Below are 15119 nucleotides of genomic sequence, written 5' to 3' on the forward strand. Positions count from 1 at the left end.
GAGGCCGGGGCGTGCGCTCCGGCCGTGACCACCAGCAGGCCACGGCCGCGCCCGTTCCCCCGCGTTCACGGACGGGCGCGGCCCGTTCCGGACGGCGGCCGGGACGTCCCGAACACGGCACGCGGCGGTTGCCCGTGCGGAAGGATCGGCGCCATGACGGACTCATGGCGCCGGTTCCGCTCCGATCTGCGGGCGCTGAAAAAGGCCTCCAGAATGACCTTCCAGGAGATGCGGAAGGCGAATCCCCACCTGCCCAGGTCGAGCGTGCACCGCCTGCTGGAGGACGGGGACAGGAGGGTCGGCAAGTCGTGCACCGGGCAACTCGCGGCTCTGGTGGAACTCCTGCTCGCGCGCACGGCGCCCGGGGATCCGGCCGCAGCACCCTGGCGCGAGAGGACTTCCTGGCAGGGGAGATGGGAAACCCTCGACGACCGGGGCCGGCGCGACGCCCCGCCGGCCGGCGCCCTGACCGGCGGGGCGCTCGGCTGGGACGACCCGCTCGAACGGGCCGGCATGGGTACCGGGACCGAGTCCGCCTGGCTGACGGACGGCCGCCTCACCCGCATCGCGGCCGTGGTCGGCGAGCTGGCGGCACTGGGCCTCTACCGCCGGGCCTGCGACGTATCCCGGGAACTCCTGCGCTGCGCCGAGCGAGCCCTCGGGCCGCACGATCCGGGGATGCTCCCGGTCCGCCACGTCGTCGCGTACTGGACCGGGGAGGCGGGGGACGTGCGCACGGCGCGCGTACTGACCGCCGCCCTGTCCGCCGACTGTCGCGAAGTGCTGGGCGCCCGGCACCCGCTCACCCGGCTCGCCGCACTCCGCCTGGCCGCGTGGACCACCAGCGCCGGCGACCCGGCGCTGGGGCGCCGGCTCCACCGGGACCTGGCCGGCAGCGGGCCGGCCGACCGGATCACCCTGCTCGCCCGGCTCGGCGCGGTCCGTGCCGGCTTTCTGGCCGGCGATGCGGAGGAGGCCCTGGACCGCCTCGGCGGCCTGCTGCCCGACCTGGCCGCGGAGTACGGGCCGCACCATGCCGTGGTGCTGGCCGCCCGGGTGCGACAGGTCCGCGGGCGCCGGCAGGTGGGCGGACGGCGGCCGTGCACCCTGGACGCACTGGAGGGGCTCGTCCGCGAGGCGACCGAACACCTCGGTCCGGCACACCCCCTGACCCTGTACACCAGGGCCTGCCACGCCAGGTCCGTGTACCGGCACGGGGACCGGGCAGTCGCGTGCGGACTCGCGGAGGAGGCGTACCTGGAAGCCGTGCGGGTCAACGGCCCGGACCACCCCGACAGCCTCGGCGCCGGCGACGCGCTGGCCGTCATGCTGGCCCGTGCCGGTGATGCGGCGTCCGGGGACATGTTCCGGCAGTTGTACGAACGCAGCCGGAACACGCTGGGCCCGGACCACTACCGCGCGCTGCACATCGCCCACAACCTCGCCGTGGTGGTGCACGGCGACGACCCGCGGGCGGCCCGGCTGCTGTACGAGGAGGTGTGCGGGGCGAGGACCCGAGTGCTCGGCGCGGAACACCCGCACACCCTGGACACCCGGTTCGCCCTGGCCCACACGGTGCTGCTCGTCGAGGGCGAAGCCGCGGCCCGCCCGCTCTTCGAGGAGGTCCACCGCGCCCGTGTCCGGGTGCTCGGGCCCGCGCACCGCGACACGAGGCGCACGCTGGCGTTCCTCCCCGCCGCCTGAACGCCGAGCGGGGCGCCCCCCTGGCGGTGGGGCGCCCCCGGTCCGGATCCGCAAGGCGCTACGCGCAGTACTGCGACTGCTTCCCGATCGCGCGGTACATGCAGTCCGCGTTCTCCAGCAGTTGCAGGACGGCGTCGCGGTTGCGCGTCGTCTCCCGGTCGATCACCTCGTCCGGCGGGTAGAAGCCGCCCCCGCCGCCGGTGTCGGACGGGTACATCTCGAAGGTGTAGGCGAAGATCTTCTGGTTGCCCCACAGCCAGTCGTCGATCGTGCCGTCCGTGATGTACAGGTCGCTGGACTGCTCCGGGGTGTAGCCGTTGCTGTTGGCCATGCTCGTGCCGATGGTCTTGTACACGGCGAGGTCATCGGCCGTCAGGCCCGGCGCCGTGTCGTTGTACGTCCACCCGAACGGCCACAGCACCAGCTCGCTGTACGTGTGGAAGTCGATGGCTGCGGTGATCTGCTGCTTGCCACCGACCACGCGGCTGCGGACGAAGTCCGCGACCACCTTCACCTCGGGGGCCGACTCGCCGGCCGCACCGCGGTAGGTCTCGGAGCTCTTGCTGCCGCTGGAGCCGCCGCAGCAGCCCCACTTGTAGTCCCAGTTCCGGTTCAGGTCGGTGCCGACGTACGACGAGCCGGAATTCGGCTGCCGGTTCTTGCGCCAGGAGCGGTAGGAGCCGGTCGCGATGTCGTACTCGCCGCCGTCCGGGTTGAGGTCCGGCACGATCCAGATCTCGCGGGCGTTGACCATGTTGGTGATCCGCGTGTCGCTGCCGTACTTGGAGCCGAACTCCTTGAGCAGGTAGAGCGCCATCTCGACGGTCAGGTGCTCGCGGGCGTGCTGGTGGTGCGTGAAGAGCACCTCGGGCTCGTTCTCGTCGGTCGCGACGTTGTCGCTGATCTTGATGGCGACGATGTCCCGGCCCTGGTATGACTTTCCGATCACCTTCTTGCTCATGATCGAGGGGTACTGGGCGATGCGCTGGTCGATCTCCGCGCTCGCCTCGGCGTAGTTGTGGTACATCGAGTCCTTGGACGGGAAGTCCATCGGGCTCGCCGTGACACCCCGCTCGGAGCGGTCCGGCGGCCCGGGCAGCGCGGTGAGCTCGTAGCCGAGCGCCCGCAGTTGCGCCGCCTGCATGGTGTCGGCGCTGACGACGACCGAGCGGGCGTCGACCTCGTCGATCGAGACGCCCGTACGGAGCAGGGCCGTTCGCTCGGCCGCCGTGGCCGGGCCCTTGATCTCGTACTGGTTGATCGCCTCGTCCTGGGTGGCGGTCGAGGGGGTGGGCGGCGGGGCCGCCGTCGCGCTCATGCCGTAGGCGGGTGCGCCGAGCGCCAGAGCGAGCAGGGCCGCCGTGACGGCGGCCCTGCGTCGGGTGTGGAGCCGCATGCGTTCTCCTGGGTGGGAGTGTGGGGGTAGCCGTGCGGACGCGCACAGCGTGCTCTTGTGGCATGTCCCGGTCAAGAACTGCATTCCGGCCAAAATGCCGGGACGGCCACCCCCACACGTACCGCCTAGGGCAAGCCGTGAACCTTCGGACCCACCGCGTTGGACCAAGCGCCACCCGCCTTGGCGTCCCAGTTGGTCGACCAGGTCATCGCACCGCGCAGCCCCGGGTAGGTCTTCGACGGCTTGAAGGACCCGCAGTTCGTGCCCCTGGTCAGGCAGTCCAGCGCGTTGTTCACGACGGTCGGGGAGACGTACCCGCTGCCCGCGCCGCTCGGCGAGGCCGGCACGCCGATGCCCACCTGCGAGGGGTCGAGACCGCCCTCCAGCTGGATGCAGGCCAGTGCGGTGAGGAAGTCCACCGAGCCCTGCGCGTAGACCTTGCCGTCGCAGCCGTTCATCGAGCCGCTGTTGTAGTACTGCATGTTGACGACGGTCAGGATGTCCTTGATGTTCAGCGCCGTCTTGAAGTAGCCGCCCGCCGTCGACTGCATGTCGATGGTCTGCGGCGCCATCGTGATGACGAGCGACGAGCCGGCCTTGGCGGACAGCGAGCGCAGCGCCTGCGTCATGTAGGTCGGGTTGAGGCCGTTCTCCAGGTCGATGTCGATCCCGCTGAAGCCGTACTCCTGCATCAGCGCGTACGCCGAATTCGCCAGGTTGTTCGCGGAGGCCGGGTCGTTCACCGAGATGGTGCCCTTCTCGCCACCGATGGAGAGGATGACCGACTTCCCGGCCGCCTTCTTCGTGGCGATGTCGGCCTTGAACTGGGCGACGGTGTAGCCGCCGAGACCGGCCGAGTCGAGGTTGAAGGCGATGGCCCCGGGCGTGGTCGTGGCGTCGGCGAAGGAGACGGCGACGATGTCGTACTGGGACGGGACGTCGGAGATCTTCTGGACGGTCGCGCCGTTGTTGAAGTTCTGCCAGTAGCCGGTCAGCGCGTGCTTGGGCACCGACGGGTTCGGGTTCGGGTTCCCGCCGCCGGTCGTCGTGCCGGTCACCGCCGCCGACTTCGGGCCCTCGCCCGCCGCGTTGTACGCGCTCACCTGGAAGGAGTACGAGGTGGCCGCGGCGAGCCCGGTGATCTGGGCGGGGGAGCCGGACACGGTCTTGACGCGGACTCCGTCCTGATGGACGTAGTAGCCGGTGGCCCCGCTGACCGCGTTCCACGAAAGGGTGAGCCCGTTCGCGCTCTGGCCGGAAACGGCGGCCCCGGCCGGGGCGCCGGGAACGGACGGGCCAGGGTCGGTGCCGCCGCCCCCGTCCGGGCCGAAGACGCTGAAGTCGTCGACGACGTAGGCGGGCTGCCCGTACCAGCCGTGCGTCCACACCGTGACCTGCGTGGTGTTCGGCCCCGTCGTGAACGTGGTCGACAGCTGCTGCCAGCCGCCGCCCGAGCCGGGGGTCCAGGTGGACGCGTCCTGCGTGCCGGTGCCGGTCACGCCGAGGTAGACGTACGAGCCCTGCACCTGCTCGCCGAGCGTGTACGTCGAGTTCGGCTTGACCGTGACGGTCTGACTGCACTGCGCGTTGTCCTGGCCCGACGGGGTGCCCTTGAGGGCGGCGGCCCCGGCGTGCACGGGGGAGGAGACGACGGCCCCGCTCCCGGCGGTGCAGGTCCAGTTGGAGAGCCCGGACTCGAAGCCTCCGTTGCGGGCGACGTTGACGTCGGCGGCCTGCGCGGTGCCGGTGGCGAGGGCGGTCAGACCGCCTGCGGTCAGGGTGGCGGCGCCCAGGAGGGCGAGCGGGCGTATGCGGTTCACGTGGTCTCCGTGGGGGGAGAAGGGGATGTGAAAGGGGGCGGTGGAACACGCGGGTCAACGCCCGGAGCCATGGGTGGGGGAAGCCCCGTCGGTGGGTGGCGACGCGCTGGCCCCAAGTTGGTCCAGACCAATCCCCGTGTCAAGACTCTTTGCAATGTGGCTTGAATTGATTGGGCATCCGATCCCGGTTGTCCGGTTTTCCCGCCACCTGTGCCAAGGGCCTCCTGGACGGGAATCACCAAGGCCCTGCCCTGCCAGGGACGACGCGGATATGGTGCTGGGGCAAGGGGGAAGGGCACCGATCGTTTGCGGTCGCGCAGGGGTGCGCGTACGTGGCGGCGGCGCCGACACATGGGGCGTACGGGGTGAACAGGGGGATTCGCGTGCCGACCGCCATTGCCGTCACCAGCGCCGATCTGGTGCTGCCGGCCCCTGACCGGCACACGCCGCCGGCCGTCGTCCTGCATCCGCCCGGACAGCTCGACCTGGCGGGCGCCATCGCCGAGGCGAGCGCCCTGCTGGAGCGCCACGGCCACCTCGTGGCCGTCGTACCGCCCTGGCTGCCCACGGCGACCGTCCAGCGGCTGCACACGGTGCGGGCCATCCTCGAAACCGACCGGATCGCGCTCCTCGACATCGATCTGCCTCCGCTGGCAACGGCCCTGCTGGTACGTCAGCTGCGCCAGCTCAGCGTCTGCGACTTCAGCCCCGGGATCGTCGCCTCCGCCGCCCGGCTCCTGTCCCACTACATCCACGCCGGGGCCCTGCTGGGCTCGGTCGCCAAACTGGACCGGGTCCCCGTCGGCCTCAAGGCGCACGCCCGGTCGTGGTCGCCGAGCGCGCAGTTCGCCGTACTGGCCCACCCGACCCCGCACCTGGCCAAACTGACCGGCTCCGGTGGCGGGGCGCACGGCGGCGGCGCGCACGGCGGCGGCTCCGGGCTACCGCCCGGCCCCGCGTTCGCCACCCACCTCACCTTCGCGCGCGGCCAGCTCGCCTCCGACTGGGTGGCGGCCGAACTCGCCCCCGCCTGGCGGGTCCAGGGCGTGATGGAGAACCCGCTCCCGGCCGACTCGCCCGTCTGGTGGGCCACGCCGAAGCTCGTGGAATTCGCCGCCGCCATCCCGGACCCGGCCGTGCTCTACCAGCTGGTGGCTTCCGTCCGGCGCGAGCATTGCCACTGGTGCGGCCTCGAACTCATCGGCGACCGCTGCGGGTTCTGCGCCGCACCGCTGACCGCACCGCCGCCGGCCGGGAACGGGGGCCGGAGCGCGCCCCCGGCCTTCTCCGGCGCCCCAGGACCAAGACACTGACCGCCCCGAACGATCGAAGAACGGCGAGGTAGTACGGCACATGAACTCACGCCAGCGCCGCGGCGTCATCCTGCTGGTCCTGTCGGTCCTGTGCGCCCTCGCGGCGTTCGGCGGGGTCCTCGTGGTGATCGGCGACGTCAATTCCAAGGTCGGGGCCGAGGTCGTCGCCTACCGCGCCAAGGGCGACATCGCGCCGTACAGCCCGCTTTCGCCGGGCCAGTTCGAGGAAGTCTCCATCCCCAAGCGCTGGTTGTCCGACACCGCCGTCACGGACCTCGGGCAGCTCAAGGACAAGATCACGCTCACCACCCTGCGCAAGGGCTCGCTGCTCCAGGCGGGCATGTTCGTCGACAAGCCGCAGCTCCAGCCCGGTGAGCAGGAGATCGCCATCATGATCGACGCGGCGACCGGCGTCGCCGGAAAGATCTACTCCGGCGCCAAGGTCAACATCATCGCCACCTTCAAGGGCGCCAAGGACACCGAGCCCTCGCGCTCGGTGATCATCGTGTCCAACGCCCGCGTCCTGAACGTCGGCAAGCTCACCGCCCTCGACAAGGACAGCGACAAGAAGGGCCCCGCCGAGGCGGTCCCGATCACCTTCGCCCTGAACACCAAGGACACCCAGCGCGTCGCGTACGCCGAGTCCTTCGCGGAGCACGTACGCCTGGCCCTCGTGGCCCCCGGCACCGACTCCGCGCCCGGTGCGGGCGACCGCACGTACACCCTCGACGGGGACAAGTGAGGCCCGGATGACCACCCGAATCCTCCCCGCGGCCGGCGACCCGGACGCCGCCCGAGCCATCTCCACCCTCCTCAGCCAGCTCCCGGCCGCCGAGCCGGGCGCCCCGGTCCCCGACTCCACCACGCTGCTCGACACCCTGGGCCGGCTGGCCGCCGAGTCCATCGACGAACTGCCCGAGGTCGTCCTCGTCCACGAGCGGATCGGTCCGGTGCCCGCCCTCGACCTGATCCGCGAGGTCGCGCTCCGCTTCCCGGCGGTCGGTGTGGTGCTGGTGTCCTCCGATGCCGGCCCGGCGCTGTTCTCGGCCGCAATGGACTCCGGCGCGCGCGGCCTGATCGGTCTGCCGCTCGCGTACGAGGAACTCGCCGCCCGCGTCCAGTCCGCCGCCCAGTGGTCCGTGGGAGTGCGCCGCCACCTCGGCCGGGGAGCCGACGTGTTCACCGGCCCCGGCGGCAGGGTGGTCACCGTCACCGGAGCCAAGGGCGGCGTCGGCACCACCTTCACCGCCGTGCAGTTCGCGCTCGCCGCGGCCTCCTCGGGACGGCGTACCGCCCTGGTCGACATGGACCTCCAGGCCGGCGACGTCGGCTCGTACCTCGACGTGCAGTTCCGGCGCTCGATCGCCGACCTCGCCGGCATCCAGGACATCTCGCCGCGGGTGCTCCAGGACGCGGTCTACGACGACCGGACCGGGCTGGCGCTGCTGCTGGCCCCGGCCGACGGCGAACGCGGTGAGGAGGTCGACGAACGCGCCGCCCGGCACATCCTCGCCGCCCTGCGCAGCCGGTACGAGCTCGTCGTCATCGACTGCGGCACCCAGGTCACCGGCGCGAACGCGGCGGCGGTGGAGTCGGCGGACGTGGCCGTCCTGGTCACCACGCCGGACGTGGTCTGCGTACGCGCCGCCAAGCGCCTGGTCCGGATGTGGGAACGGCTCCAGGTCCGCAAGGCGGAGGACACCGCCATGGTGGTCAACCGCTGGAGCAAACACACCGAGATCCAGCCCGCGCTGATCGAGAAGATCACGAAGACCCGGGCCACCCGGACCCCGGTCCCGGCCGCCTTCAAAGAACTCCAGGCGGTCATCGACGCGGGCCGGGTGCAGGACCTCGACAACCGCTCCACCGTCAAGCAGGCGCTGTGGACCCTGGCCGGCGAACTCGGTCTGCTGACACCCCCGGCCACGGCGGAACCCGAGGCCGCCGCCCCGGGAAACCCGGGCACGGCCCTCGCGGTACGGCCCCCCCGAGCGGTGGCCCGCACGGCCGGCCCCTGGCTGCGCCGCGGCCGGGAGGGCTGACGGATGCCCGCGCGCAGACCCGCCCGGGCCGCCCGGGGCGGTCGCGGAGACCGCGGCCAGGTGGCGGTCGAGTTCGTCGGCATGGTGCCCCTGATCCTGCTGCTCGTGGCGGCGGTGTGGGAGTGCGTACTGATCGGGTACGCGTTCTCCCTGGCGGGCAACGCGGCGGACGAGGCGGCCCGGGTGGGCGCGGTGCACGGGGACGGGGCGTGCGATGCCGCCGCGCGCCGGCACATCGCCGGCGCCTGGCACATGAGCGTGCAGTGCGGTGAGGCGGGCGACGTCTACAAGGCGACCGTGAAGCTCAACCTCCCGGTCCTCTTCCCGGGCCTGGACATCGGCACCCCGATCACGGGCGAGGGCGGATCGGCGAAGGAGCGGGGAGGGGAGTGAGATGAACGCAAGACGCGACCGGGGGCGGGGCCGAGGCCGAGGGCGGGGCCGCGGCCTCGGCCGGGACCGGGGCCAAGTAGCCCTGGAATACATCGGGTTCATACCCGTTCTGCTGTTCGTCGCGCTGTGCGGGATCCAGCTCGGCTGGGTCGGCTACGTCCACCAGCAGGCCGAGACCGCAGCCCGCACCGCCGCACGCGTGGAGGCACGCAAGCCGGGCGCCGGGTCGGCGGCCGGCACGGCGGCCATCAGCTCCGGCCTCGACGCGACGGTGAACGTGACCTCGGGCCCGGACGCCGTCACCGCGAAGGTGTCCATCCCGATCAAGTCCATCGTTCCCGGCCTCTCCATCGACCCCGCCGAGGCCACCGCCGTCATGCCCAACGACGATCCCGAGGAGACCGGACCATGAGCCTGCGCTCCCGGGTCAACACCCCCGACGACCGGCACGGTCCCCGCGAGGACGGCCGGCTGGTCTCCGCGTACCGGGCGAAACTCCTGGAGGAGATCGACCTCGCCGAGATGTCGGCGCTCGCGCCGGCCGAGCGCCGGGCCCGGCTGGAGCGCGTCCTCGGGCACATCATCAGCCGCGAGGGCCCGGTCCTGTCCACCGTCGAACGGGCCCAGCTGATCCGCCGGGTCGTGGACGAGGCGCTCGGTCTCGGTGTGCTCGAACCGCTCCTCGAAGACGCCTCGATCTCCGAGATCATGGTCAACGGACCGGACCAGATCTTCGTCGAACGCGCCGGCCGGGTGGAGCAGCTGCCGCTGCGCTTCGCCTCGCACGACCAGCTGATGCAGACCATCGAGCGGATCGTCTCCACCGTCAACCGCCGCGTCGACGAGGCCAATCCGATGGTCGACGCCCGCCTGCCCAGCGGCGAACGCGTCAACGTGATCATCCCGCCGCTGTCCCTGACCGGGGCCACCCTCACGATCCGGCGCTTCCCGCGCGCGTTCACCCTGCACGAGATGATCGGCCTGGGCTCGTTGGACGAGCAGATGCTCCTCCTGCTGTCCGGCCTGGTCCAGGCGAAGATGAACGTCATCGTGTCCGGCGCCACCGGCACCGGGAAGACCACCCTCCTCAACGCCTTGTCCGGCCTGATCCCGGAGGGCGAACGGATCATCACCATCGAGGACTCGGCGGAGCTCCAGCTCCAACAGGCGCACGTCATCCGCCTCGAATCCCGCCCGGCGAACGTGGAGGGCAAGGGCCGGATCACCATCCGCGACCTCGTACGCAACTCCCTGCGCATGCGCCCCGACCGCATCATCGTGGGCGAGGTCCGCGGCGGCGAGACGCTCGACATGCTCCAGGCGATGTCGACCGGCCACGACGGCTCCCTGGCCACCGTCCACGCGAACAGCGCCGAGGACGCCCTGATGCGCCTGCAGACCCTCGCCTCGATGTCCGAGGTCGAGGTCCCCTTCGAAGCCCTCCAGGACCAGATCAACAGCGCGGTGAACGTCGTCGTCCAGCTGACCCGCTACGGGGACGGCTCACGCCGCGTCACCGAGATCGCCATCCTCGACTCGCACGGCCGCGAACCCTTCCGCATCACCACCGTCTGCCGGTTCGCCGCCCAGCCGATGGGCGCCGACGGCCGGGTCCACGGCCACTTCGAGTACTTCCCGCTGCCGCGCCGGATCGCGGACCGCCTCTACATGAACAACCAGCCGATCCCGCAGGCCTTCGGGGTCGCCGTGTCCGACGACCAGCTCGCCACCCGCATCACCCGGACAGCCCTGTGAACCCACTGATCCTCCTCACCCTCGGCGCCACGCTGCTGACCTGCGTCCTCGTCGTCGCCGGCGTCCACGCCTACGCCGCCGGCCGCGCCCAGCGCGCCGCCCTCATCGAACGCCTCGCCACGGACGGAGCGCCGGAGCCGACGGGCCGCAGACGCCGCTTCTCCGGTGTGGACCGGCGCCTGCGCAAGACCGCGCTCGGCAAGCGGATCGAACTGAAGCTGGCGGTGACCGGCCTGGACCTCACTCCCGGCGAGTTCTTCGTCTACATGCTGATGTCGGTCGCCGGCGTCTGGCTCGTCGCGGCGAGCTTCCTGGCCCCGTTCTTCGGCCCCGTGGCCGGCCTGATCGGCCTGTGGGCGGCCGACGCGTTCCTCAACTGGCAGCGGGCCCGGCGCACCGAGCGCTTCATCAACCAGCTGCCCGAACTCGCCCGCATCCTCGCCAACGCCACCCAGGCCGGGCTGGCCCTGCGCACGGCCATCGCCATAGCGGCGGAGGAACTGGAGGCACCGGCCGGCGAGGAGCTCTCGCGCGTCGCCGACCGCCTGGCCGTCGGCCACTCCATCGAGGAGTCGCTCGGCGAGATCGCGCAGCGGCTGCCCTCCCGGGAACTGGTCGTCCTCGTCTCCACCCTCGTCCTGTCCGCGCGTGCGGGCGGTGCGATCGTCGGCAGCCTGCGCAACCTGACCGTGACGCTGGAGCAGCGCAAGGAAACGCGGCGCGAGATCCGAACCCAGCTGTCCCAGGTGACCGTGACGGCGTACCTGGTGCCGGCCATCGGGCTCGGCTCGTTGCTGCTGGTGAACGTGATGATGCCGGGCGCCCTGGACCGGATGACCGGCGCGTTCATCGGCCAGACGGCGGTGCTGGTGGCGATCGGGCTCTTCACCCTGGGCTTCGTCCTGATCCGCCGCCTCTCGAAGATCGACGTGTGAGGGGGCGACGGACATGACGGCTCTGCTGCTGGCCCTGCTGCTGGGGGTGTCGGTCTTCGGCGCCTGCCACGGCATCCGCCTCTACCGCGCCGAAACCAAACTGCCGAGCGACCTCGCGCTCGCCCTGGAGGTCGGAGCCACCCGGACGACCGCCGTCGGCTCGGCCGTCGACCGGATGGGCATCCGCTGGGCGCCGCTCGTCCTGCGCCTCATGGGACCGAACCGGGTCGCCCGCAAGCGCCGCCAGATCGACATGGCGGGCAACCCGGCCGGCCTGACCATCGACCGGTACGCGGCGCGCCGCGCGGTGTACGGGTTCCTCGGCGCCCTCGGCGCCTTCTCGATGCTGATCAACGGGCAGCTCGTACCGGCCCTCCTGATGGTCGCCTTTGGCTTGTTCTGGATCGAGGTCGGCCTGTGGTCGGCGATCCGGGTCCGCCGCGACCACATCGAGCGGACGCTGCCGGACTTCCTGGACGTGCTCGCGGTCGTCGTCAGCGCCGGGCTCGGCTTCCGGCAGGCGCTGGAGCGGGTCGCCGCCAAGTACGAGGGACCCTGGTCCGACGAGATCCGCATCACCCTGCAGCAGATGGACATGGGCGTCAGCCGCCGCCAGGCCTTCGACGAGCTGCGCCGGCGCAACGACTCCGAGCAGGTCGCGCAGTTCGTGACCGCGCTCCAGCAGGGCGAGGAGCTGGGCTCGCCGATCGTCGAGACGCTGATCGCGATCGCCGAAGACATGCGCCGCACCGATGCCCAGAACGCCCGGCGGCGGGCGGCCCGGGCCGTGCCCAAGGCCACGTTCGCGGTCACCATGTTCATGCTGCCCGGCACGCTGATCCTGCTCGTGTGCGGCTTCGTCTACGGCGCGGACGTCGACTTCGGCGCGATGCTCGGAGGCGGATGAGCCGTGGCCGTCCTCCAGATCCCCCTGGCCGCGTCGCGCGGAGGAGCCCGCGCCACCCACCGGCAGGCCGGCCCCTCCCTCACCCTCCAGGCCAACGCCCTCCAGTCCCTGTGTCGCCGGGTCTTCGCGTTCCGCATGGTGATGATCGGCCTCGGCGCGCCACTGGCCCTGGGACGCACGGCACGCGGCGGGCCGACGTACCTCGTGGGCGGCGCGGTCCTGCTCACCTTCATGCTCTCCTACGTGCTCTTCCGCGACTGGGAGCGCTTCGGCCCGCTGCTGCTGCGCCACCGCTGGCTACTGGCCCCGGACCTGGCGTGCACCGGGCTGCTGCTGATCACGGCCACGCCCAAGTCGCCCCTCGGCTTCGCCGTCCTCTGCACGCCCCTGCTGGCCGGGCTGGTCCACGGATGGCGCGGCTCCGCGGTCTACGCGGCCCTGGCGGCGGTCGCGGTGGCCGCCCTCGCCGGCGGGCCGACCGTGGCCGCACTGTGCCTCCTGGCGGGCGCGGCCGGCGCCTCCCTTCGAGACCTCCTCTTCCGCTTCGGCTCGGCCAGCCAGGCCCTGACGGAAACCCGGGCCCGGCTGGCCGTCGCCGAGGCGGTGCGCGCCGAACGGGACCACCTGGCCCGCGAGATGCACGACTCGGTGTCGAAGACCCTGCACGGCCTGGCCCTGGCGGCGGACGCCCTCGCCCGCACCACCGACCCGGCCGCCCTGCGCCGGCAGGCCGACCAGCTCTCCGGCGCGGCCCGCCGGGCGGCGGCGGAATCCCGCGAACTGCTGACGGACCTGCGGCGCGACGCCGAGGCCCCCGGGGCCTGCTTGCTGGGCGGGCTGCGCCGCACCGCGGCTGCGGCGAACGCGGAACTCCACACGCCGCAGGCCCTCCCCCCGCTTCCCGCCCCGGTGGCACACCACCTGCTCGCGGTCACCTCGGAAGCCCTGGAGAACGCCCGCCGCCACGCCGGAGCCACGCGCGTCACGGTCTCGGCGGCCGTCGACACCACCGACCTCACCCTGAGCATCGAGGACGACGGCCGGGGCCTGCCGCCCGACGCCCTGCACCGCAGCGGCCACTTCGGGCTGCTCGGCATCACGGAACGCGCGGCGGCCATCGGCGCCCGCCTCCACATCGGCGCCCGGCCGACCGGCCCCGGCACCCTCGTCCGCCTGGACCTCCCGCTCGCGGCCCTGACCCAGGAAGGGAGCCCGTGATGCCGATCCGCGTGCTGATCGCCGACGACAACCCGGTCGTACGGGCCGGCCTGGCCGCGCTGCTCGCCACGGCAGGGGACATCGAGGTCATCGCCCAGGCGGCCGACGGCCGCGAAGCCCTGAGTCTGACCCGCCGGCACGCCCCCGACGTGATCCTGCTCGACGTCCGCATGCCGGGCGTCGACGGCATCTCGGCCCTGCCGCACCTCGTACAGCTGGCGCCCGTACTGATGCTGACGTACAGCCAGGAATCGGAAATCGTCCGAGAGGCGCTCCTCTTGGGCGCGGGCGGCTACCTGGTCCACGGCGAATTCACCCCGGAAGACCTGCTCCGCGCGGTCCGCGACGTCCGCGAGGGCCGGGCCCACTTCACGACGACGGCGGCGACCGCCCTCCTCGCGAACCTCCGGACCTCTTCGCAACCGCAACGATCTGTGGCACAGTCTCCAGAGCGGATGCACAACTCGGTTCTCTTCAACCTGAGTTCGAGGGAGGTGGAGATCATGGATCTGATCGCGTCCGGGATGAGCAACCAGCAGATCGCGGCCACCTGCTTCATCAGCGAGAAGACGGTCAAGAACCACATCAACCGCATCTTCGCGAAGCTCCAGAGCACGAGCCGCAGCGAGGCGATAGCCCGCTGGCTGGGAACGGCCCGTCCAGGGGTGACCGGTCATGGGTAGACGGAGTGCGCAGTGGGTCCGTAATTGGGCCCCGGGACCCTTGGTTATCACCGGTGACTCCCCGTACGGTCCGCAAACCAACAGCGGCACCGGCCCGGGAGGGAACCCCCATGTTGCAGAACACCCTGGCGAGGCTCCGGAAGCGGTACACCCACAAGCCCCCGACCGATCGAGGCCAGACGGCCTTCGAATACCTGGGCATCATCCTGGTGGTCGTGGTGATCATCGGAGCCATCGTCGGCACGGGCATCGGCCAGGCCATCACCAATCGGATCGCTACTGCAGTTGCATCGGTCACTGCGGGGAAGTGACCTCAGAAAGGGTCGACGACCGAGGGCAGGCCTTCCCCATCTACATCGTGGTGGTGGCCGGCATGCTCTTCGCCGCGTTCGCCTTCTTCGTCGTAGGGCAGGCGGCACTTACGCGCAGCAATGCCCAAGGTGCCGCCGACGCCGCGGCCCTCGCGGCGGCACGCAATGCCCGAGATCACCTGGTGCCGGGCTTGGATTTTGCGAAGTTCAAGCCAGAGGACTGGGAGGAGGTCCTTCGCGGGGATTTGCTGGATTCGACCGGCGCCTGTGAAGAAGCGAGCGGCTTCGCGGAGCAGAACGACGCGTCGGCGACGTGTGCGCCGTCGCTACGCAAGTTCACGGTTGAGGTGACGACCAACGGGACAGTCGGCAAGTCGGTCATCCCTGGAACTGACGGCGTGCACGGGAAGGCGCACGCAACCGCAGCGATCGAGCCGCGCTGCACTCTGGGCGATGCCCCGGACCCTGCTCCCACCCCAGCTCCTTCTGCCACCCAGACCCCTATTCCGACGCCGACCTCGGCGTCATTTGTGACGTTCAAGTGCAAGGGCGGAAAGGCGTTGGTGCTGGACCCTTCGAAGCCCGACCCCTGGCGCAAGCTGGCCAGGACCCTGTTTGACGTGCACTTGGTCGATTGACAGT

15 protein-coding genes are annotated in these 15119 nt (G+C 71.5%); 13 read left to right on the forward strand and 2 right to left on the reverse strand.

From position 1 onward, the window contains the following. Window positions 1-153 precede the first annotated feature (153 nt). Complete coding sequence (locus OHA65_RS23735; protein ID WP_327285132.1) at window positions 154-1704, forward strand: tetratricopeptide repeat protein; 1551 nt, start codon at window positions 154-156, stop codon at window positions 1702-1704. 58 nt (window positions 1705-1762) lie between these two features. Here OHA65_RS23735 and OHA65_RS23740 read toward each other — a convergent pair whose 3' ends face one another. Continuing rightward, window positions 1763-3100 carry a M14 family metallopeptidase gene (locus OHA65_RS23740; protein ID WP_327285133.1) on the reverse strand — a complete coding sequence of 446 codons (1338 nt, stop codon included), beginning with the start codon at window positions 3098-3100 and terminating at the stop codon, window positions 1763-1765. A gap of 125 nt (window positions 3101-3225) precedes the next feature. Then, entirely contained in the window at window positions 3226-4920 is a 1695-nt protein-coding gene (locus OHA65_RS23745; RefSeq protein ID WP_405762374.1) for a chitinase, read from the reverse strand. A 383-nt stretch (window positions 4921-5303) separates the two neighbouring features. Between OHA65_RS23745 and OHA65_RS23750 the strand changes: the two genes are divergently transcribed. The 12 genes from OHA65_RS23750 (at window position 5304) to OHA65_RS23805 (ending at window position 15115) form a co-directional block, all read left to right on the forward strand. After that, window positions 5304-6233 (forward strand): hypothetical protein, encoded by a 930-nt coding sequence (locus OHA65_RS23750; protein WP_405762375.1) that lies wholly within the window; start codon window positions 5304-5306, stop codon window positions 6231-6233. Window positions 6234-6273: 40 nt separating this feature from the next. After that, window positions 6274-6975, forward strand: coding sequence for a Flp pilus assembly protein CpaB (gene cpaB / locus OHA65_RS23755; protein WP_327285136.1), 702 nt, complete (start codon window positions 6274-6276; stop codon window positions 6973-6975). Between the two features lie 7 nt (window positions 6976-6982). Continuing rightward, entirely contained in the window at window positions 6983-8275 is a 1293-nt protein-coding gene (locus tag OHA65_RS23760) for a CpaE family protein (RefSeq protein ID WP_405762376.1), read from the forward strand. 3 nt (window positions 8276-8278) lie between these two features. Then, entirely contained in the window at window positions 8279-8668 is a 390-nt protein-coding gene (locus OHA65_RS23765) for a TadE family protein (protein ID WP_327285138.1), read from the forward strand. A 1-nt stretch (window position 8669) separates the two neighbouring features. After that, window positions 8670-9080: a TadE/TadG family type IV pilus assembly protein gene (locus OHA65_RS23770; protein WP_328763485.1), complete on the forward strand. Its 411-nt coding sequence runs from the start codon at window positions 8670-8672 to the stop codon at window positions 9078-9080. Continuing rightward, the gene (locus tag OHA65_RS23775) at window positions 9077-10423 is read left to right on the forward strand and encodes a CpaF family protein (protein WP_327285140.1); all 1347 of its coding nucleotides are present in this window, start codon (window positions 9077-9079) and stop codon (window positions 10421-10423) included. The genes OHA65_RS23770 and OHA65_RS23775 overlap by 4 nt, the downstream gene beginning before the upstream one ends. Further along, a complete protein-coding gene (locus OHA65_RS23780) occupies window positions 10420-11358 on the forward strand; it encodes a type II secretion system F family protein (RefSeq protein ID WP_327285141.1) in 939 nt (312 codons plus the stop codon). Before OHA65_RS23775 ends, OHA65_RS23780 begins: the two co-directional genes overlap by 4 nt. Window positions 11359-11371: 13 nt before the next feature. After that, a complete protein-coding gene (locus tag OHA65_RS23785; RefSeq protein ID WP_328763486.1) occupies window positions 11372-12265 on the forward strand; it encodes a DUF5936 domain-containing protein in 894 nt (297 codons plus the stop codon). A gap of 3 nt (window positions 12266-12268) precedes the next feature. Beyond that, window positions 12269-13483, forward strand: a complete 1215-nt coding sequence (locus OHA65_RS23790) for a sensor histidine kinase (RefSeq protein WP_405762378.1) — start codon at window positions 12269-12271, stop codon at window positions 13481-13483. Next, the gene (locus tag OHA65_RS23795; RefSeq protein WP_329314402.1) at window positions 13483-14166 is read left to right on the forward strand and encodes a response regulator transcription factor; all 684 of its coding nucleotides are present in this window, start codon (window positions 13483-13485) and stop codon (window positions 14164-14166) included. Before OHA65_RS23790 ends, OHA65_RS23795 begins: the two co-directional genes overlap by 1 nt. Before the next feature lie 110 nt (window positions 14167-14276). After that, complete coding sequence (locus OHA65_RS23800) at window positions 14277-14477, forward strand: hypothetical protein (RefSeq protein WP_371644650.1); 201 nt, start codon at window positions 14277-14279, stop codon at window positions 14475-14477. Next, entirely contained in the window at window positions 14474-15115 is a 642-nt protein-coding gene (locus tag OHA65_RS23805; protein ID WP_371644651.1) for a pilus assembly protein TadG-related protein, read from the forward strand. Before OHA65_RS23800 ends, OHA65_RS23805 begins: the two co-directional genes overlap by 4 nt. Window positions 15116-15119: the final 4 nt, after the last annotated feature.

This window comes from Streptomyces sp. NBC_00045 (assembly GCF_045041095.1).
In the GTDB taxonomy this organism is placed as follows: Bacteria; Actinomycetota; Actinomycetes; order Streptomycetales; family Streptomycetaceae; genus Streptomyces.